This is a genomic window from Paraburkholderia sp. CI3, assembly GCF_050436505.1.
GTDB lineage: Bacteria > Pseudomonadota > Gammaproteobacteria > Burkholderiales > Burkholderiaceae > Paraburkholderia > Paraburkholderia tuberum.
Genome location: NZ_JBNDMI010000004.1, coordinates 1171225 through 1190878 on the forward strand (window position 1 = coordinate 1171225; position 19654 = coordinate 1190878).

Genomic DNA, 19654 nt, shown 5'->3' on the forward strand with positions numbered 1-19654 from the left:
TCAACCCGATCTTTCCGAATGCGGCTTAACGCCAAGCGCTTCTGCCTTTCTGACGAGATCCGCTACCGAGCGCGCGGCCATTTTTTTCATCGCTTGTCCACGATGAATCTTTACCGTAATTTCGCTGAGTTTCATTTCCGCGGCAATCTGCTTATTCAGCAGGCCGGCCACGACGAATTCCATGACCTGCTTTTCTCGTCGCGTCAATGAATCATGGGAAATGCGGAGGGCGGCAATTGACTGTTCGGCCAGAAGCCGCTCGCGGTCACGTGTCAACGCATGAGTGACAGCATCCAGCATGTCCTGGTCGCGAAAAGGTTTGGCGAAAAAATCGAGAGCACCAGCTTTCATGGCTTTGACCGACATTGCGATGTCACCGTGCCCGGTCATGAAAACGATCGGCACGCGAAGCGCGCTCTTTGCAACCTCCTCCTGAAAAGCAAGACCGCTCTCGCCCCGCAGCCTGACATCGAGAATTAGGCAACTAGGTGCGTCATACCTCGGAAATGCCAGAAATTCCGGAGAAGATGCGAATGTTTCAACGTGTAGCCCGACAGAACGCAGCAGGGAGCCTAGCGCAAGCCTGATCGCTTCTTCGTCGTCGACAATGTACACCACCGATTGCGCGCCTTCGCTAGTGCCTTTGACCGAACTCAAATCTTGTCCAGAACTCATCAACGTCTCCCTATCGGCACACTGCGCGGCAAGGTTCTGCATACCGATACCGGTTCTGATACCTCATGCCGCAATGAACGCTTCTCGCTCAATCCGTTTTCCTTTGGATACGGCTAGATCCGCTGGTGCACCTCTGTCGGGCTCCGGAAGAAGACGTCTTAATGTCAAATCGGTCTGCGCGTCGTTGCTTGACGTATGGCGTCGACTCCCGGAAGTCGATTTGTCCTCGTGCGTTATCCGGACGACCGATAATCGCAGGCAGGCCGAGCTGGAAGGTCGCGCCGTGGCCAGGCTTGCTGGACGCCCACATCCATCCTCCATGAGCTTCGGCAATCGATTGGCAGATCGACAAGCCCATGCCGAGTCCGTTGGGTTTCGTCGTGAAGAAAGCATCGAATAGTCGTTCTGTATTCTCCGGATCAATTCCCGACCCTGAGTCCTGAACCGCGACGACCAGGTTTCCATCCTCATCCATGCGTGACTCAATGAGCAACTCACGGGGCCGACCATGAATGCCGTCCATGGACTGAATGCCGTTCATCATAAGATTTATGATCACCTGCTGAAGCTGAACCCGGTCGCCCAGCAACGGGGGCAGCCCATAGGCAAGTCTGAGGCAGAGTGATACCTTGTGATTAAAAACTTCACGCTGAGTCAGGCAGACGACGTCATTGATCACGTCGTTGAGGTCCAGTAGCGTTTTCTGAGGAGAATCCTTCTTGGCCAACGTGCGGATATGATGAACAATTTTGCTCGCGCGCCGGCCTTCACCAATCATGCGCGTGATGCAGGACTGCACCTCTGCCAGTTCCGGGCTCGGGTGCCCCAGCCATCGCAGACAGGCCTCGCCGTTTGTGACAATCGCGGCGAGCGGCTGGCTGACTTCGTGGGCGATCGATGCGCTCAGTTCTCCCAGTGTCGTCACGCGCGTGACCCGCGCGAGTTCTGTCTGTGCCTCATGCAACTTTTGCGCTGCAAGCTTCGTCGCGGTCACATCCATTATTGCGCCCACAAACCGCCGCTTGCCGGGTTCATCGGTCACGACATGGGCGACGACGTGGAGATGCTTGACGGAGCTGTCCGGCATCAGCAGACGATACTCACAATCAAATTGCTGTTCGCCGCTCTTCGCCTTATCGATCACTTGCCTGAAGAGGGCAACATCGTCGGGATGCACGCGTTCGAGCGTTAACTCAACCGTGGGGGTGATGTCCGGGTCGTAGCCAAAGATCCTGAAGCTTTGCTCGGACCAGAAGATCTCTCCGCTCGCTGGGTTCCAGCCGAAACTGCCGGTGAGGCTCAATTGCTGGGCTTCAGCCAGGTAGGCCGCCTGACTTCGGCGCAGCGCGTCTTCGGCGCGCTTGCGCAGCGTAATGTCATTGTTGGTTTCGAGAACCGAGATGGGGCGTCCGTTCGCACTGTGCTGCAATGACCAACGGCTAGCTACCACGACTTGCGAACCGTCCCGTTTGGCATGAACGAGTTCACCTTCCCAGCGCCCCGTCTTCAGCAACGTGTTCATGATGTCGTCAATAGAGACGGGAAAGCGGGTTTGCAGGAGTTGGTGGGAAGTCCTGCCGAGTGCCTCACCCTTTTCCCATCCATAAAGCTCCTCCGCGCCGCGATTCCAATAGGTAATCACGGCGTTCATGTCGCGAACGAAGAAAGAGTCGTGGGACAGATCGAGGAGCCGGGCCTGCTCGCGCGCCGCTTTCCCGAGCCAACGTACGCGTCTCACAAGTGTGGTGATGGCGAGTGACGTGGTTAGAAAAGCAATCAGCGCTGCAACATCGCGTAACTCAGCTACCCGAAAGCCGAAGATCGGCTGCGTAAAGAAAAAAGCAAGGCAGCCAACGGCGATTATCGAGAAAACTGCAGAGGTAATGAAGCTGTCCATTAACGACAGCAACACAATGACAATCAGATAGACAAATCCCGCTGTGCCAAGGCGAGCCTGAAGGTGGAAGCAGACCCCGGTCGCAGTCGCCATGGCAAAGCCACCGGCTAACCAAAGCCAGGCCAGATAACGTAATCGGGCAATCTGGTCGACCGAGGTATCTGATCGAAACAGCCGACGCTTTGGAAGGCAACGGAGCCGCTCCGACTGCTCGACCAATTCCGCGAAGAAATTCATGGGGTATCGTGATGTCAACCGGGGTGAACTGATCTCTGTTGATAGCTTGAGCCGTTGTGCCCGTGGGTCGTGAGTCATCCGCCGATGGAACTGCCGCCACCCGAGGAGGTGACGGTAAGTTGTCCCGCTTTGTTTTCTGGTAGATCAATGCGAGGCCCGGCGTTCTGAGCGAAGCACAAACGTTTCGGCTAGTTTTCGCTTTTCTGCTGCGCTTCGCTTCGGCATCGCAACGATTCGTCAAATGTGAAGGAAGCCTGCCTTGCTTGCCCGATTCGCCGACTATGACCCTTGCAGTCACAAGTTTAGATGTGGCCTCGCCCGCCAGATTGACTGATCGTGCCATTCATGCGCGAAATATGGTCTGTAAGTGCCACAGCAGACCATTGCCGGTCTGGCAGGCTTCAGTGATGTACGCCTTTCCTGGGATCAAGTCGTCCCCGCGCCGGAACGCTCAGCGAATGGCATCCATCACGGGCCGAGGATTCGCAAAGGTTCGCACCTTATGTTCGGATCACGACGCTGCTCAGGAAACCTGATTGACCAGGCGATCTCAGCGTCCTAATCTTTGCTTAATCACCATAAGAGGAAGAATATGTGGAGCGTCGAGCCACCTTCGATTGCGCGGTTGTCGACGCAAGATGTGCCACCAGTGCAGCGGCTTGACTACTGGGCCGACGTTCTCGCCTCTGCCCTCGTGCCGATGGCGATCGGTTGCCACTCGCCACGCCAGTTCGAGTCGAACCTCGTGAGCACCCCGCTCGGTATGGTTACGGTAACAGCCCAATGTGGATCAGCACACGATGCCCTGACCACGCCACGTGAGATTGCGCGGAGCCGGGGTCGTTCGTTTCACCTCGTGATGAGCCGTAACCACCCGTGGACGATGACGCACCGCGGGCAGGCGCGACTTCTGCCCGGCGAGTTGGTACTTTTTGATTCGCAGCTTGAATTCGAGATGAATTGTCCAGATACGTACGACTTCCTGAATTTGACGCTCCCGCCAGAATGGCTGGCCACGTGGGGCTCGAACGTGGAGGGACTAACAGGTCGGAGAATTTCAGCAGACTCGGGATGGGGGCGAGTGCTGTCAAGCTATGTGAGCCAGCTCTCGCCTGAGTTCACCCTTCACGCGCCGCTGGCTGAATCCGTTCTCGCCGATCAACTCGGTGCATTGCTTGCGCTTACGGCCCACGAGCTTTCGGGCGAATCGTTCAAGACATCGCCTACGGAGCGATCCCTGCTTGAACGGATTCACGAGTGCATCATGCAGCGTCGTACTGAGTCGCAGTTGACTGCAAGCGACATTGCAGCAGCGTTAAATGTGTCGCCTCGCACTTTGCACCGGGTTCTGGCAAGCAGCGGCGAGACGTTCGGTCAACTGTTACTGAAAGCCAGGACGGAAGCGGCCGTGCGTATGCTCCAGTCACGGGCATTTGATCACGTAACAACCGCTGAGATCGGCCGACGCACGGGATTCTCGGATGCGTCGCATTTCGTCCGCGTGATTCGCCAGAGGACTGGTCGGACTCCCCGGCAGCTTCGGCAAGGCCGAAAAGTCAACGAAGGCGCAGGCTAGCGCACGCGGCTCCATCACCGCGTCAGGTTTGCGTAGTAAGAAGCGGCAGCGGCGATCTCATCCGGCGTCATATTGCGCGCAATGTTGCGCATCTGCTCTGAGATATCGTTATGCCGCTCGCCCGACGCGAACGCCTGCAGCTGCGCCTGCGTATAGGCCGCCGGCAAACCGTCGAGCCAGGGGCTGCCCGCCTTGTTGTCGATCCCGCCATGGCACGTCGCGCACGCCGGAATATTGCGCAGCGGCGCGCCATGCAGGACGATCCCGGGGGCGCCCGCCGCATCGAGGCCCTGCGCCAGCCTCGGTCGCGGCAGCGACGCGTAGTAGGCGGCCAGATCGCGCATGTCCTGGTCGCTCAAGTTCGCCGCCATCGGCGACATCACGGCGTTCGCGCGTGCGCCGCTCTGGAAGTCCTGCAACTGCTTGTAGACCATGATCGCATACTGCCCCGCCAGATTCGGCGAGTTCGCGCCGCTCATGCCGCGCTCGCCGTGGCACATCGTGCAGCGCAGCGATAGAGTGGCGCCGCGTCCGATCGACAGCCGCGTCGCCCCCGCGAGCAATTGAGGCGTCACTTCCACCTTGCTCAACCGCACGTGCGGCGCCACCGGCGCCTCGTTGGCCAGCCAATGCTGCGGCACCCCCGCCGCGCTACAGATCGCATTCCAGAGACCCTGGAACTGCGCATCGCGCTGCACCGACGGCAGCCATACGAAGCCCACCGCCACGCCGAACACGAACACCGCGGCCGTGGCGATGACGCTCGTCTTCAACCAGCGATTGCTCCACGAGAACAGGCGTTCTTCGCTCATCGCCGGGCTCCAATCGGAATTACCGGGACGGTGTCGCCTCTTGCCATCAACTGCGCGATCGGATAGCCGTAGTTGAGCACCGTCAGCGCAACCATCAGCGTGAGCCACAGCGCGAAGCCGTTGAGCGCCACCGGCACCGTACGCGGCTCGTGCACCGCGGTACTGAAGCGGTATTCCTCGGGCTCGGCGGCTTCGCTGCGATGCCCTTGAATCAGAACCACGAAGAACACGATCGCCGAGAGCACGAGGATGAAGCCGCCGATCGCCGACATCACCACCCAGATCGCCTGCGCCGCGATCTCCGGGTCGGTGTAGTCGTAGTACGCCATGCGGCGCGGCATGCCCAGAATGCCGACCCAGTGCCACGGGAACGTCAGCACGATCATGCCGATGAACCACAGCCACAGCTGCAGGCGCATGAGCCTCCAGTTCGTCATCGCGCGGCCCGTGATCTGCGGCCACAAGTCGTAGGCGATCGCGAAGTACATGATGACGATCGCGCCAGCGTAGATCAGGTGGAAGTGCCCGGTAATCCACTGCGTGTTGTGGATCGTCAAGTCGAGCTGGTAGCTCATGTTGATGAGGCCACCCGCGCCGCCGAAGCCCAGCATCACGAACGAGAGCGCGAGCGCTAGCATCTGCGGGTTGTCCCACGGCAGCGCGCGAAGCCAGCCGAACGCGCCCTTGCCGCCGCGCAGGCGCGCGGCAATCTCCACCGATGCACAGATCGTGAACACCGTCAGAAGCGTGGGCACCGCCACCAGCGCCGTGAACACCGACTGCAGGAACTTGAAGCCCGAGCCCACTTGCGGATCGGCGAACAGGTGGTGAATGCCAATCGGCATCGCCACCACGAGAAACAGGATGAACGCAATGCGCCCCATCATATCGCTGTAGAGCCGCCCGCCGATCGCGCGCGGCACGATCGTGTAGAACGCGATATAGGCCGGCATCAGCCAGAAATAGACAATCGCGTGAAGCGTCCACGAGAAGAACACGCGCGCGAGGCCCGCATCGATCGTCGTCTTCCAGCCGAAGGCGACCGGCAGGATCTGGAAGATGATTTCGAGCGCCGCGCCCACGGCGGTCCACCCCCACAGGTAAGCACCCGCCACGGTCGCGAACATCGGCAGCGGCACCGGCATGCCGGGGTTGTCGCGCTTCCACGCCGCGAGGTTCACCGACATCAGCGCCACCCATATCCACGAGCCCACCACCACCAGCACCACGCCGAGGTAATAGAACACGCTGCCGATCATCGGCGGATAGAACGTGTAGAGAACCGAGGCCAGCCCGAGCGCGACCGTGATCGAGGCCATGACCGCGCCCGCCGCCACCAGCACGAACCCGAGCCACGCCCAGCGCACACCGATGAGCGTGCGCTTGAGAGAAAGCTCGGTGACCGCATAGCCGAAGCCCATCGCCACGAGCGTCGGGAACACGTAGCCCATGACAGTGCCGTGCTCGGTCACCGAGCGGTAGTAGACTTCGGAGTCCTGCAGCCACGCGTGCAGCGGGCTGCGCACATACATCTGCCACGCGCCGAGCAATAGCGCTGCGCCGAAGACGCCGAACGCCAGCCAGAAATGCGAGAGCACGAGTCGCTTGTTATTTAACACAGCTGAGTCTCCGCGAATTGGCGGCCATTTGCATGAACCTGGCCTTGTCGATGACGTTCACATGCGCCCACATCCCCTGGTGGCCCGTGCCGCAATATTCGTGGCACGGCATCAGGTGATCGCCCGGCTCCGGGAAGGTGGTGCTGAAAGTGGAGATATAGCCGGGCTCAACCATCGAGTTGATGTTGGTATGGGTGACGAGAAAGCCGTGCACGACGTCGGCGCTCGTCGCGCGAAAAGTAATCGGTGTGTCAGCGGGAACCAGCAGGCACTGCGGCGTGAACGAGTACTGCTGCGCGATGATGCGCACGGTGACTGAGCCGTCGGACTCGAGAGCGCTGCCGAGATTGCTCTCGATAAATTCGCCTGCGATGTTCAGCGTTTCAGGCCGGATCGTCTCGACGCGCGAGGGCGGCATCGCCGCCCAGTGCAGTCCGGTGAAGATCACCACCGCGACGGTGCTCGCGATGAGCAGCACCGCGAGTGCTGCCCAGCGGCGCTCGATGCGCGCGGCGACTTCAGCGGAGGTGTGCGGGTCGGGAACGGTAGGGTTCGACATGGCGCCATCTGGTTCGATGAGGGGTTCGCTTATTGGATGACGCCGCGCGGCAGGAACACCAGGAAGTAGAACACGTACCACATGCCTATCACGATGGCCGTCGCGACGCCGGCCACCGCGATCGCGCCGCGCGGGCCGCTGCTGACGATCTGGTCGACGCGTTCTGCTTCGTCGCGGGAAGCGGCGCCGTCGTCGCCTGAAGGGAGGGGGGATCTGATCATCGCTGCCTCAAAAGATCGGTGCCGAGCGCAACTCGTTGACTTCCTTCACGGTCACGGGTGTGCCGTGATTGCCCCATGCCGTGCGGATGTAGGTCACCACGGCGGCCACTTCTTCGTCCGACAGGGTCTGGGCGAACGGCGGCATGCCGTACGGCATTGGATTCTTGCTGGTGCCCGGCGCATAGCCGCCGTTCAGGACCATGCGGATCGGATTGACCGACGAGCTCATCTGGATCGACTGGTTTTCGGCGAGCGGCGGGAAGTTCGGCAACTTGCCCTGCCCCTGCGCAGCGTGACAGATCGCGCACTGGGCGTCGTAGATTTTCTTGCCGAGCGGCGTCAGGCGATTCTCTTCCTCGGTCATCGCGGCGCCGGGTGGGTTCTGCTGCGCTTCGCCGGAGCGCGCCGGCAACGCCTTGAGGTAGACCGCGACCGCGCGCACGTCGTCTTCGGAAAGGTACTGGAAGCTGTCGTAGACGACTTCGGCCATCGGCCCGTACACCGCGCCGCGCCGCGACACGCCCGAGTGCAGCAGGTCGACGATGTCGTCGATGCTCCAGTCGCCAAGGCCGGCTTCCTTGTTCGAGGTCAGCGACGGCGCATACCAGTTCTGCATGGGAATCAGGCCGCCTTCGAACTGCTTCGAGGGGGAGTTGCCGCCCAGCGCGTTGATCGCCGTATGGCACATTGTGCAGTGGCCAAGCCCTTCGACAAGATAGGCGCCACGATTCCATTCGACCGACTGCGTCGGGTCCGGCTGATACTCGCCCTCGTGCATATACAGCGCGCGCCAGCCGCGCAGCAACTGGCGCTGGTTGAACGGGAAGCGCAGTTCGTGCGGACGGTTCGGCTGATGGATCGGCGGCACCGATTGCAGATACGCGTAGATTGCATCCGAGTCGGCCCGTGTGATCTTCGTATAGGACGCGAACGGCATGGCCGGATACAGCAGCGAGCCGTCGCGCGACTTGCCGGTATGCATCATCCGGTAAAACTCGTCGGCACTCCACTTGCCGATGCCGTCGACCTTGTCCGACGAGATATTGGGCGTATAGAGCGCGCCGAACGGCGTGTCCATCGGCCGGCCACCGCCGAACAGCTTGCCAGCGGGCTGGGTGTGGCAGGCGATGCAATCGCCGGCGCGGGCCAGATATTCGCCGCGCGTGATGACCTCCGCCTGGCTGTCCACGGGCGTGCCGGCCTGCGCGGCGCAGACGCCCAACAGCGCTACGGCACGAAGCAGCAGTCCGGCAAGTGCGGTGACGGCGGTGAGCTTTCGGAAACTGGGCACGTCGCAGCCTCGGCTAGTGAGAAACGCTGCCGCAAGCAAGCGGCATCTTCAAGGTGCCCGCGGCGGCGGGCTGCGGATCGGCAGGCGCGGGCTGCGCGGCGAGCCACACCGCGATCGCAGTGATGTCGCTGTCGCTCAAATGCGTCGCAATCGTGTGCATGCAGTCCGGCGCCACGGTGCGGCGCGTGCCATAGCGGAACGCGCCCAGTTGCGCGCTGATGTAGTCGGCGTGCAACCCCAGCAGCCCTGGAATCGCCGGCTCCATGCCGGTCAGCGCCGCGCCGTGACAGCTGGCGCAGGCGGACACGCCGCGCGCGCGGTCGCCGTCGCTCACGAGCGCCTTGCCGAGCGCGAGCGTCTGCGCGCCGACGCTCGCGGTGGCAGGCACGGGATAAGGCGGACGCTCGGCGGCGAAGTAGTCCGCAATCTGGCGCAGATAGGCGTCGGGCAAATAGGCCAGCAGATAATTCATCGGCGGGTACTTGCGGCGGCCATCGCGAAACGCCAGCAACTGGTTGTACAGATAGCCGGCCGGCTTACCGGCGAGGCGCGGGAAATAGTCATTGTCGGTGCCTTCACCGTGCGCGCCGTGACAGGCCGCGCAGCCCATGACGCGAGCCTGCATGGTGTCGGGCGCCGCCTCGGCGTTGGGGCTCGAGACGTGCGTCGGTTCAGCGGACATCGCGCACACCGAATACAGCGCGACGATGAACAATTCGATGCGATTCGTCACCAGTTTCCTCGTACGGATTGCCTTGGCCGAAGCGAAGTTGACCTTCGCCGTGTTTGCTTGACCACCTTTCTTCTAGCGCCGCCCCACCACCCTCGTGCGTCCGCGCGCTGCCACAAATTCAACTTAGGTTTTCAAGAAAAACAAAGCCCATTCTACGAACGGTTGGCATACACGCGCATAGCTACGGCAAGCTCATACTTGAGTTTGTCCCGAGTGACCCGTCAGCGTAAAACCGACGACCCAGCACTCTTCATACGCAACAGGCCCTACGGAAACAAGCACGAAGTACTCCATTTCCAGCGCCCCACTTGCGGGCGTTGCACCGCCTACGGCTGGCCCAGCGCGACATTGAGCCAATGCGCCATAGCAGCGGCGTCAAACGGCTTCTCGAGCAAAACCAGTGCGCCGTTCGCCTGAATTTCCGCCTGCAGCGAAGCGGTCGGAAACGCAGTGATGAAAATGATCGGCGGCGCAGTTCCTAGTTCGAGAAGGTGAGTGTGCATGGCGACCCCCGACATGCCGGGCATCCGCACATCTGAAATCAGGCACGACGTGTCGCCGACGTGGCCGGACCGCAGGAATTCCTCCGCCGACGCAAAAGTACGCACCCTCCAGCCCAGGGAACGCACGAGGCTTGAAGTCGCCAGACGAACCGCCTCATCGTCATCGACTATCGCAACTATCTGGGAGGTATCCAAACGGAGGACCCCGATCTTTCGGGAAACGGGACACAAAAGCGCGATCAATTACGAGCACGTCCATTACAGCAAGCGTAGTTCGGAGCAAACCAAACGAGAATCATACGAACGTATAGCGCATCGAACATGTGACCGCTACCCAAAGCGTGTCGCCCCAGTCATCGGGCTGGAAGGGTTCCCACATGCCATTCGCGGGCGCCCCGCGACGGCCCACTGGCGGGATCGGCGATAGGACTGTTCCGCAGCCTCTCCTAAAAATTACTTTCGTTTCTCACAACAGCGTTTCAAACTTAGTTCCGTTGGCAGCGCGGGGGACTAACGGTGGCACGTTTTGGGGAAGTAAAAGCGCAAGGTCGTGTAAACGTCAAAATCGACGCACAATTCGAAGGTCGACCCAGCGCAGAAAGGGATGCAGAGAACATGAAGATTGCGTCGATGGGAATGTGTAGCAGAGCAGCTTGCTCAGACGGGGGTTGGCAGAGACGTCGGAGATGCAGTTGACGACGATATGTCCACCTGGCAACATCGTTCGTGAAGCAATACGTGGGGTGGAACCGTGGGGACTGAGTTTTGGAAACGATAACAATCACTCTCGAACTGCTCGCGTGCGTCATTGCCAGCAGTTTCGTTAAACGTGTCGCCAGGATTCCGCTTCCCCTTGCTCTTGTTCAGATTGCGATAGGTGCCCTAATTGCCCAAGTGTTTGGCTTCCGGGTTTCGCTCGCTCCAGACGTCTTTTTGCTGTTGTTCGTCGCGCCATTACTTTTTCTTGATGGTTGGCGCATTTCAAAGGAAGGGCTCTTTCGCGACAAGTGGACGATCGGCGCGTTCGCGCTCGGTCTGGTCCTGTTCACGGTGATGGGAGCAGGTTTCTTCATTCATTGGCTTATTCCGATGATGCCGCTACCCGTCGCCTTTGCGTTAGCGGCAACGCTTTCTCCGACTGATGCTGTCGCGGTGTCGGCAATCGCCGAACGTGTACCTATTCCGAAGCGGTTAATGCACGTGCTGGAAGGGGAGGCTCTGCTGAACGACGCCTCGGGTCTCGTCTGCCTTCGCTTCGCGATTGCGGCTGCCGTGACCGGCTCATTTTCACTTGTCGAGGCGGGTGGTACTTTCGTGTGGTTATTGGTCGGCGGTGTTTCCGTCGGCGCAGCGGTGACGTTTTTGGCGAGCGCGGCGAAGGACTGGACGGCGAGACTTTTTGGCGAAGAGACTGGCACACAGATTCTTATCAGCTTGCTGCTGCCGTTTGGCTCGTATATTGTGGCCGACCGGCTCGCCGCATCGGGTATTTTGGCAGCCGCGACGGCGGGCATCGTGATGAGCTACGAGGAGTTCTCGGGAAGGGCGTTGGCAGGCACGCGTATCCGCCGGGCCGCCGTCTGGGATGCACTTCAATTTGCCGGCAATGGCGTGATTTTTATTCTTCTCGGCCAGCAGCTTACGGGCGTCGTTGCTCAAGCCCGACAAGCGATTCGCCAAACCGGGAGGGACGAGGAAGTATGGCTGCTCTTCTATGTCACCGTAATCAGTTGCGCGCTGCTTGTTGTACGGTCTCTGTGGACCTGGGTTGCCCTGCGCCTGATCTTGTTTCGCGGCGGTCGCAGCGCCCGGACGATCAACTCGCCAGACTGGCGTTTGATCGCGGCGACGTCGTTGGCTGGAGTACGCGGCGCGGTTTCGCTCTCCGGCGTGATGACCCTGCCGTTGTTTCTCGAAGACGGCTCGTCGTTCCCGGCGCGAGACCTCGCCATATTGCTCGCCGCCGGCGTGATTGTGGTTACCCTGGTCGCTGCAAACGTCGGGCTGCCCTATGTGTTGAGCGGCATCAGGGTCCCTCCCGGCACGCTGGAGCAGCGGCAAGAGGATGAGGCTCGATCCGCTGCGGCTCGGGCGGCGATTATTGCCGTTGAGCGTGCCCTTCATAAGACAGGGAAGGCGGCGGAAGACGCCGACCTTTTCTCGCAGGCCGCGGCGCGTCTCATCGCACACTATCGCGAGCAGATCGAATCGCGTTGCCATACCGGCGCGCACGCGAGGCACGGCATGCAGATCGACGAAATCGAACGCAGGATGCGCCTCCTTGCCCTCAGTGCCGAACGGGAAGAGCTGTATCGTATTGCCCAGTCGGGCAAGCTGACGGACGAACTGGTTCGAGACCTGGTTCGCGAGGTCGATCTGCAGGAATCACGGTTTAGTGTCCGCAGTTCCCGAAACTGAGGCCTTGGCCCGGTACTTCAAGTAGCTCGATAGCCAGTTACCCACACTGTGTCGATGCGGACCACGCGCCATCCCTCACAAGGGTGGCCGCACATGAATCCGTGAGATGAGTTTCGGAGAAACGTCGCGAGCACCGCGCTATAAAGATAAGTTTGAATCCGATTCATCAAGAAATTTTCGGCGTACTATCAAATTCTGTTTCTTGCCGTCCAGCATCAAACATGGCGATCCGAGTGCAAACGGGTACATTCTTGAGCACCCAGAAGTTCGAGCTCAAGAGACGTACTCACGAATCTTGGCTGGCTGTGCCAGCGCAAGGACGCTCGCCTTTGGATTCGTACCAATCCAGCCGTCCAGCATATCTGCCCACGCCTGGAGCATCGCCCTCCTCTGCTCTGCATACTCCGCCTTGTTGTAGACCGCGCGCACGCCACGCTGTTCGTGAGCGAGGCATTTCTCGATCCAGTCGGTGTTGAACTCTGCTTCGTGCAACAGCGTGCTGGCCGTCCGACGCAGATCGTGCACCGTGAAAGGATCACAATCTGCCCCGCCGTCGCGTATCAGCTTGACCGTGCTGTCAATGACGCGGTTCAGAGTCGCCGCACTTATTGGCGAGGCCGTCTCATAGCGGCCGGGATGCACGTATGAACTCGCTCCGAAGCACGTCTTGAATGCGACCAGAATGTCCAGAGCCTGTTGGCTCAGATAGACAATGTGGGGACGACCGGCCTTCATCCGTTCCTTCGGAATTGTCCAGACTGCGGCGTCGAAATCTATCTCACCCCACATCGCCAGAATGAACTCGGACTTGCGCACCAGCGTGAGCAGCATGAATCTGATAGCAAGACGCAGCGTAGGCATCGTCGGCGTCTGCTCCAATGCACTGAAAAACACGTGGATTTCAGCAGGCGACAGTGCCCGATCGCGCGGCTTGAAGCTGGCGATGGCAGATGGGCGGATGGCCTCCGCAGGATTGTCCACCTTTAGTCCCCGCGCCTGCACGAAACGGTAGACCTGCAGAACGATGTCGCGCGCCTGCACGGCAGGGGCCGCGGCGCCCCTCTCCTTGATCTTCTCGCAGCGCGCCATCAGTCGTGCGGGCGTGATCTCTTCCAACTTCAGCCGGCCAAATTCCGACGCGAGATTCCGCTCATATACCGATTTGCGCATCGCTCGCGTGGAGTCGGCAAGAGCAGTCTCCACAAAGTATTTCTCCGCCCACTTACCAAACGTTAGCGCCTCGGTCGCCTCGACCCGTTTCTCGACTTTCGCACGTGAAGGACTCTCTCCGCGTTGGATTGCCCCGTAGGCTTGGTCGCGTAGAAGCCGGGCTTCCGGGAGGCTGATAGCCATTCCGAATCCGAGTTCGTCTGGCTTGCGTGGCTTTCGTGCGGAATGTGACGGATCGTACCGGCCGATTACCAAGGTTTCCCGGCGACCGTTCACCCGGTAGTCGTACCGGAAGCTCACCGCGCCTGAAGGCGTCACTGCCGCATATAGCCCCCGCTGATCGGCAACCTTGTAGATCTTCTTGGCCGGCTTCAGCGCTCGCAACTGCATGTCTGTGAGCATAGGGACTCCTCGAACGTATACCGTCAACCGATACCGTCAGACTGACTTGACGGTATCGGACAAGGCCGTCCGAGGAAGAAACGTCTGTACCGTCACCGATACCGACATTTCCACCAGGCATTGCCCGGATAACAGCAGAACACACCGGACAATAACCTCATGTTTTTAAACGGAAAAACATGGAAAACCGGACCTCCCGGAACGACTTGGGAGCAGTCTAAATCACTCCCACTCGATCGTCGCAGGCGGCTTCCCCGAGATGTCGTAGACGACCCGGTTGATCCCGCGCACTTCGTTGATGATCCGGTTCGACACATGCCCAAGCAGTTCATGCGGCAAATGCGCCCAATGCGCGGTCATGAAGTCGAGCGTCTGCACCGCGCGCAACGCGACGACATACTCGTAGGTGCGCCCGTCGCCCATCACGCCGACGCTCTTGACCGGCAGGAACACCGCGAATGCCTGGCTCGTCAGGTCGTACCACGACTTGCCGGTTTCCTTGTCGATCGTGTTGCGCAGCGTCTCGATGAAAATCGCGTCCGCGCGGCGCAGCAGGTCCGCGAAATCGCGCTTCACTTCGCCGAGGATCCGCACGCCCAGACCCGGACCCGGGAACGGATGGCGATACACCATCGAGTGCGGCAGACCCAGCTTCACGCCAAGCTCGCGCACTTCGTCCTTGAACAGCTCGCGCAGCGGTTCGAGCAGCTTCAGGTTCAGCGTCTCCGGCAGACCACCGACGTTGTGGTGGCTCTTGATGGTTTGGGCGGCCTTCTTGCCCTTGCCCGCCGATTCGATCACGTCCGGATAGATCGTGCCTTGTGCCAGCCACTTCGCGTCGGTCAGCTTGCCGGCTTCGGCCTGGAACACTTCGACGAACTCCGCGCCGATGATCTTGCGCTTCGCTTCAGGATCGGTCACGCCGGCGAGCTTGCCGAGGAATGCTTCGCTCGCGTCGACGTGATTCACCTTCACGCCAAGGTGATCGGCGAACAGCGCCATCACCTGTTCGGCTTCGTTCAGGCGCAGCAGGCCATGGTCGACGAACACGCAGGTCAGTTGATCGCCGATCGCGCGGTGCAGCAGCGCCGCCGCCACCGACGAATCCACGCCGCCCGACAAGCCCAGAATGACGTGCTCGTTACCGACCTGCTCGCGAATCTTCGCGACGGCTTCGTCGATGTAGTGGCCCATTTCCCAATCGGCCTTCGCGCCGCAGATCTGCAGCACGAAGCGCTCGAGCATCGCGCGGCCCTGCACCGTGTGCGTGACTTCCGGATGCCATTGCAGGCCATAGAAGCGGCGCTGCTCGTCGGCCATCGCGGCGATCGGGCACGATTCCGTCGATGCCATCAGCGCGAAACCCGGCGGCATCTCCAGCACCTTGTCGCCGTGGCTCATCCATACCTTCAGCATGCCGTGGCCTTCGGACGTGGTGAAGTCGCTGATGCCTTCGAGCAGGCTCGTATGGTTGCGCGCGCGCACTTCGGCGTAGCCGAATTCGCGCAGATGACCGATGTCGACCTTGCCGCCGAGCTGCTGCGCCATCGCCTGCATGCCGTAGCAGATGCCGAGCACCGGCACGCCGAGTTCGAACACGGCTTGCGGCACGCGCGGCGTGTCTTCCTCGGTGACCGAGCTCGGGCCGCCCGACAGAATCACGCCCTTCGGCGCGAAGTCGCGGATGAACGACGCGTCGACGTCGTACGGATGGATTTCCGAATACACGTTGGCTTCGCGAACGCGACGTGCAATCAGTTGGGTGACTTGCGAACCGAAGTCGAGAATCAGGATCTTGTCATGCATGGCAGCGGACGGAATCAGAAGTGAGCGGATACGGAATGCCGCGCGCGAGGCGCGGCGTCGAATTCAAAGCGGTCCGCGCGGCGACGATCTTGGCGCGGCGCGGACAGCCAACATTACGATGAAGCACAAGGGCGCGGCCAACCACGGAACTCGCCGCCTGCGATGCGCGCGAACGAAATCCGGTAGCTTCGGCAAACGGCCTCGCGCGCGGCGCTTCAACCATGAAACGGCGGGCGGGGTGCGCCGGGCACGTCGTTGCTGGTGTCGCGCGCAGCGCGTTCGGACTCGCTCAGGCCGGGCTCGCTTGCGGCCGGATGAAGCGGCGCGGTAGTGGCAATGGAAGCCGGGGCAGCCGGATTGGCCGGCCGCGTGACCGGCACGACGGGCTCTGGCACCGGCTCGGCGTGATAGACCGGAAAGCCCGCTGAGGCACGTGGCTCGCGCGCGTTGTCGCGTTCGGGTTCACGCTGCCGTGCGGCATCCTTTTCGGCTTCTTTCGCGGCACGCTTATCGGCACGACTGTCGGCCTTGCTCGACGAGGGCTTGATCACGATCCCCTTCTCGCGCCGCCGCACCGCACCCGACAGTCGCACGCCGCCGAGCCCGATCACCACCAGCACGACACCGGCCAGCACCGCCACGATCTGGCCGAAACCGGTCAGCGACGGCGTATGCAGCCCGAGCAGCCAGACCAGCATCAGCACGCCGATCAGCCAGTGCACATGACCGACGACCTTCGCGACCGTCGAGGTCAGCGCCCCGTCGAACGACGCATGCAACGCGAGCCACGCGAGCCCGATCAGCGCGACGCCGAACGCCTGGCCGACCAGCATCGGCTCCGTTGGCACCAGTTGCAACGCGTCGTACAGCGAGGTCCACGGCGTCAGCACGAACAGCAGGCCGAACGCCAGCAGCAACAACGCATCGAGGATCAGTACAACGCGCAGCAGTGGCTTCATGGGCGTTTAGTCCACGTGGTAGTTGGGCGCTTCCTTGGTGATTTGCACATCGTGCACATGCGACTCGCGCAGGCCCGCACCGGTGATCTGCACGAACTCGGCCTTCTCGTTCATTTCGGCGATGGTGCGGCAGCCGCAGTAGCCCATGCTCGCGCGCACGCCGCCGATCAGCTGGAACAGGATCGCGTTGACCGAACCCTTGTACGCGACGCGACCTTCGATGCCTTCCGGCACCAGCTTGTCGATGTTGGCCGAGTTGTCCTGGAAGTAGCGGTCCGCCGCGCCGTCCTTCATGGCGCCGACCGAGCCCATGCCACGGTACGACTTGTACTGGCGGCCCTGGTACAGGAATACCTCGCCCGGCGACTCCTCGGTACCGGCGAACATGCTGCCCATCATGACCGCGCTGGCGCCCGCCGCGAGCGCCTTGCTGACGTCGCCCGAGAAGCGCACGCCGCCGTCGGCGATGACCGGCACGCCGGTGCCGTTCAGCGCTTCGGACACGTTGGAGATAGCGGTGACCTGCGGCACGCCGACGCCTGCGACGATTCGCGTCGTGCAGATGGAGCCCGGGCCGATACCGACCTTGACGCCGTCCGCGCCGTATTCGACGAGCGCCCTGGCAGCCGCGGCGGTTGCGATGTTGCCGCCGATCACCTCGACGTGCGGGAAGTTCTGCTTGACCCACTTGACGCGCTCGAGCACGCCCTTGCTGTGGCCATGCGCGGTATCGACGACGATCACGTCGACGCCGGCCTGCACGAGCAGCTCGACGCGCTCTTCGTTGTCCGCGCCGACGCCGACCGCCGCGCCCGCGCGCAGCTTGCCGTGCTCGTCCTTGCATGCATCCGGGTGCTCGGTCTGCTTGGTGATGTCCTTGACGGTCATCAGGCCGCGCAGTTCGAATGCGTCGTTGATGACCAGCACGCGCTCGAGGCGGTGGCTGTGCATCAGCGCCTTCGCTTCGGCGAGCGGCGTGCCTTCCTTGACGGTGACGAGGCGCTCGCGCGGCGTCATGATGTTGCGCACCGGCTCGTCCAGACGCTCTTCGAAGCGCAGGTCGCGATTCGTCACGATGCCGACGAGCTGCGAGCCCTCGACGACCGGGAAGCCCGAAATGCCATGCTGGCGCGACAGTGCGATCACGTCGCGCACTTTCATATGCGGCGGCACGGTGATCGGATCGCGCACGACGCCCGACTCGAAACGCTTGACCTTCGCGACTTCACGCGCCTGCTCGGCCGGCGTGAGGTTCTTGTGGATGATGCCGACGCCGCCCATTTGCGCCATGGCGATTGCCAGACGTGCTTCGGTGACCGTGTCCATCGCGGCGGACACGAGCGGCATGTTGAGGGAGATGTTGCGGGTCAGCCGGGTCTTGAGGCTGGTGTCGCGCGGCAGAACATCGGAGAAGGCCGGGACGAGGAGCACGTCATCGAACGTGAGTGCTGTTTGGATCAGACGCATGGCAAATCCTATAGGCGCAAAAGCGAATTATACGCGATACCACCCCGGTTTTCACTGCGCGAACAGCAGCTTAGCGAATTTCAGACGATTTTTTGCCGCTCCGGCCTGCGTCGATTTCGCTTGCCTGTTCGCGTCGGGTTCGATCGGGTTTCGATTGCGCGTTCGCAGGCGAAATCGGGGCAGAGCCGGCGGCATTTTCGCGGCACGTACCCTGTCGAGCGGTCCGAATGCAGGATCGAACAAGACGCCCCGCTCGCAAAACCGCTATTCTGCCGGCCATTCCAGTTTATCCAGCAGAGGCAGTCGATGCAGCGCGGTGTCGTCTATGGCGTCATGGCCGGAGCCTTGTGGGGCATGGTGTTTCTGGTGCCGCGGGTGCTGCCCGACTTCTCCCCGCTCCTGCTCGTCGCCGGCCGCTACTCGATGTACGGCGTCGTGTCGCTCGCCGCGGCGCTGCCGATCGCGCGTTCGCTCGCCAAACGGCTGAGCCGCGAGGATCTGATCGCGCTCGTCAAGCTCGCGCTGGCCGGCAATATCGTCTATTACCTGCTGCTGACGGCCGCCGTGCACCTGATCGGAATCGCGCCGGCCTCGCTGATCGTCGGCGTGCTGCCGGTCACGGTCACGCTGGTCGGCCGGCGCGATCACGGCGCGGTGCCGCTCGCGCGCCTCGCATGGCCGCTCGCGACCGTGATGGCGGGCATCGTCTGCATCAATATCGACGTCTTTACGGTGGCCGGCGCGGCGCCGGTGAGCATCGCGACGCGCCTGCTCGGCGTGGCCTGCGCGGTGGGCGCGCTCATCTGCTGGACCTGGTTCGCGGTCGAGAACGCCCGTTACCTGCAGCGTCAGACGCATTTCAGCGGCAATGAGTGGTCGGTGCTGTGGGGCGTCGTGACTGGCGCGCTCGGCGGCGCGTTGTGGCTCGTGGTCGCGGTGCTGCCGTCGGGCGGCCCGCAGGGTGAGTTGGCCGACCCGCGCTGGCACACGTTCTGGCTGCTCAACCTCGCACTCGCGATCGGCGCGTCGTGGCTCGGCAACGGCCTGTGGAATGCCGCGGCAAAACGGCTGCCGCTAACGCTGTCCGGCCAGATGATCGTGTTCGAGACGCTGTTCGCGCTGCTTTACGCGTTCATTTACGACGAGCGCCTGCCGCGCCCGCTCGAACTCGCGGCGATCCTGCTGCTGGTGGCGGGGGTCTGGTGGTCGGTGCGCCGGCATTCGGACGACGATTCGTCGGGTGCGGCGCGCATCGAGGGCATGAACGATAAGGCGCAGACGGCGGCGCCTTGAGGTGATGTGACGTGAT

At 61.8% G+C, this 19654-nt stretch carries 17 protein-coding genes; 3 read left to right on the forward strand and 14 right to left on the reverse strand.

The features are described 5' to 3' along the window. Both OKW29_RS26775 and OKW29_RS26780 read right to left on the reverse strand, forming a co-directional pair. Nucleotides 1–675: a response regulator transcription factor gene (locus tag OKW29_RS26775; RefSeq protein WP_429293239.1), complete on the reverse strand. Its 675-nt coding sequence runs from the start codon at nt 673–675 to the stop codon at nt 1–3. A gap of 88 nt (nt 676–763) precedes the next feature. After that, nucleotides 764–2809 carry an ATP-binding protein gene (locus OKW29_RS26780; RefSeq protein ID WP_429293240.1) on the reverse strand — a complete coding sequence of 682 codons (2046 nt, stop codon included), beginning with the start codon at nt 2807–2809 and terminating at the stop codon, nt 764–766. 592 nt (nt 2810–3401) lie between these two features. Between OKW29_RS26780 and OKW29_RS26785 the strand changes: the two genes are divergently transcribed. Next, complete coding sequence (locus OKW29_RS26785; protein ID WP_429293241.1) at nt 3402–4385, forward strand: helix-turn-helix domain-containing protein; 984 nt, start codon at nt 3402–3404, stop codon at nt 4383–4385. 14 nt (nt 4386–4399) lie between these two features. Here the strand turns inward: OKW29_RS26785 and OKW29_RS26790 are convergent, their stop codons facing one another. From OKW29_RS26790 to OKW29_RS26820, 7 genes are all read right to left on the reverse strand, one after another. Beyond that, complete coding sequence (locus OKW29_RS26790) at nt 4400–5197, reverse strand: c-type cytochrome (RefSeq protein ID WP_429293242.1); 798 nt, start codon at nt 5195–5197, stop codon at nt 4400–4402. Beyond that, complete coding sequence (locus OKW29_RS26795) at nt 5194–6816, reverse strand: cbb3-type cytochrome c oxidase subunit I (protein ID WP_429293243.1); 1623 nt, start codon at nt 6814–6816, stop codon at nt 5194–5196. Before OKW29_RS26795 ends, OKW29_RS26790 begins: the two co-directional genes overlap by 4 nt. Continuing rightward, on the reverse strand, nt 6806–7375 hold the full coding sequence (locus OKW29_RS26800) for a cytochrome C oxidase subunit II (protein WP_429293244.1): 570 nt from the start codon (nt 7373–7375) through the stop codon (nt 6806–6808). The genes OKW29_RS26795 and OKW29_RS26800 overlap by 11 nt, the downstream gene beginning before the upstream one ends. 29 nt (nt 7376–7404) lie before the next feature. After that, nucleotides 7405–7596, reverse strand: coding sequence for a hypothetical protein (locus OKW29_RS26805; protein WP_429293245.1), 192 nt, complete (start codon nt 7594–7596; stop codon nt 7405–7407). Nucleotides 7597–7603: 7 nt separating this feature from the next. Next, the gene (locus OKW29_RS26810) at nt 7604–8887 is read right to left on the reverse strand and encodes a c-type cytochrome (RefSeq protein ID WP_429293246.1); all 1284 of its coding nucleotides are present in this window, start codon (nt 8885–8887) and stop codon (nt 7604–7606) included. A 13-nt stretch (nt 8888–8900) separates the two neighbouring features. Next, the gene (locus OKW29_RS26815) at nt 8901–9569 is read right to left on the reverse strand and encodes a c-type cytochrome (RefSeq protein ID WP_429294943.1); all 669 of its coding nucleotides are present in this window, start codon (nt 9567–9569) and stop codon (nt 8901–8903) included. A gap of 377 nt (nt 9570–9946) precedes the next feature. Next, nucleotides 9947–10318 carry a response regulator transcription factor gene (locus tag OKW29_RS26820; RefSeq protein WP_429293247.1) on the reverse strand — a complete coding sequence of 124 codons (372 nt, stop codon included), beginning with the start codon at nt 10316–10318 and terminating at the stop codon, nt 9947–9949. Nucleotides 10319–10888: 570 nt separating this feature from the next. Between OKW29_RS26820 and OKW29_RS26825 the strand changes: the two genes are divergently transcribed. Continuing rightward, on the forward strand, nt 10889–12541 hold the full coding sequence (locus tag OKW29_RS26825; protein WP_429293248.1) for a Na+/H+ antiporter: 1653 nt from the start codon (nt 10889–10891) through the stop codon (nt 12539–12541). A gap of 273 nt (nt 12542–12814) precedes the next feature. On the opposite strand, the gene OKW29_RS26830 is transcribed toward OKW29_RS26825, so the two are convergent. The 5 genes from OKW29_RS26830 to OKW29_RS26850 all read right to left on the reverse strand — a co-directional run bounded on the left by OKW29_RS26830 (nt 12815) and on the right by OKW29_RS26850 (nt 18588). Then, on the reverse strand, nt 12815–14113 hold the full coding sequence (locus OKW29_RS26830; protein ID WP_429293249.1) for a tyrosine-type recombinase/integrase: 1299 nt from the start codon (nt 14111–14113) through the stop codon (nt 12815–12817). A 222-nt stretch (nt 14114–14335) separates the two neighbouring features. After that, a complete protein-coding gene (guaA, locus tag OKW29_RS26835) occupies nt 14336–15919 on the reverse strand; it encodes a glutamine-hydrolyzing GMP synthase (RefSeq protein WP_429293250.1) in 1584 nt (527 codons plus the stop codon). A 215-nt stretch (nt 15920–16134) separates the two neighbouring features. After that, on the reverse strand, nt 16135–16878 hold the full coding sequence (locus OKW29_RS26840) for a hypothetical protein (protein ID WP_429293251.1): 744 nt from the start codon (nt 16876–16878) through the stop codon (nt 16135–16137). A 6-nt stretch (nt 16879–16884) separates the two neighbouring features. Next, complete coding sequence (gene guaB / locus OKW29_RS26845; RefSeq protein ID WP_187610480.1) at nt 16885–18345, reverse strand: IMP dehydrogenase; 1461 nt, start codon at nt 18343–18345, stop codon at nt 16885–16887. 51 nt (nt 18346–18396) lie between these two features. Continuing rightward, a complete protein-coding gene (locus OKW29_RS26850; protein WP_429293252.1) occupies nt 18397–18588 on the reverse strand; it encodes a hypothetical protein in 192 nt (63 codons plus the stop codon). A 63-nt stretch (nt 18589–18651) separates the two neighbouring features. Here OKW29_RS26850 and OKW29_RS26855 point away from each other — a divergent pair, with 63 nt between their 5' ends. Further along, complete coding sequence (locus OKW29_RS26855; RefSeq protein WP_184066148.1) at nt 18652–19638, forward strand: DMT family transporter; 987 nt, start codon at nt 18652–18654, stop codon at nt 19636–19638. The last annotated feature ends 16 nt before the right edge of the window (nt 19639–19654 follow it).

Coding starts and splice junctions, on each gene's coding strand:
- OKW29_RS26800 (WP_429293244.1), bottom strand. CDS start 7,375: ATGTCGAACCCTACCGTTCCCGACCCGCACACCTCCGCTGAAGTCGCC.
- OKW29_RS26790 (WP_429293242.1), bottom strand. CDS start 5,197: ATGAGCGAAGAACGCCTGTTCTCGTGGAGCAATCGCTGGTTGAAGACG.
- OKW29_RS26775 (WP_429293239.1), bottom strand. CDS start 675: ATGAGTTCTGGACAAGATTTGAGTTCGGTCAAAGGCACTAGCGAAGGC.
- OKW29_RS26815 (WP_429294943.1), bottom strand. CDS start 9,569: ATGTCCGCTGAACCGACGCACGTCTCGAGCCCCAACGCCGAGGCGGCG.
- OKW29_RS26805 (WP_429293245.1), bottom strand. CDS start 7,596: ATGATCAGATCCCCCCTCCCTTCAGGCGACGACGGCGCCGCTTCCCGC.
- OKW29_RS26780 (WP_429293240.1), bottom strand. CDS start 2,809: ATGAATTTCTTCGCGGAATTGGTCGAGCAGTCGGAGCGGCTCCGTTGC.
- OKW29_RS26785 (WP_429293241.1), top strand. CDS start 3,402: ATGTGGAGCGTCGAGCCACCTTCGATTGCGCGGTTGTCGACGCAAGAT.
- OKW29_RS26830 (WP_429293249.1), bottom strand. CDS start 14,113: ATGCTCACAGACATGCAGTTGCGAGCGCTGAAGCCGGCCAAGAAGATC.
- OKW29_RS26840 (WP_429293251.1), bottom strand. CDS start 16,878: ATGAAGCCACTGCTGCGCGTTGTACTGATCCTCGATGCGTTGTTGCTG.
- guaA (WP_429293250.1), bottom strand. CDS start 15,919: ATGCATGACAAGATCCTGATTCTCGACTTCGGTTCGCAAGTCACCCAA.
- guaB (WP_187610480.1), bottom strand. CDS start 18,345: ATGCGTCTGATCCAAACAGCACTCACGTTCGATGACGTGCTCCTCGTC.
- OKW29_RS26855 (WP_184066148.1), top strand. CDS start 18,652: ATGCAGCGCGGTGTCGTCTATGGCGTCATGGCCGGAGCCTTGTGGGGC.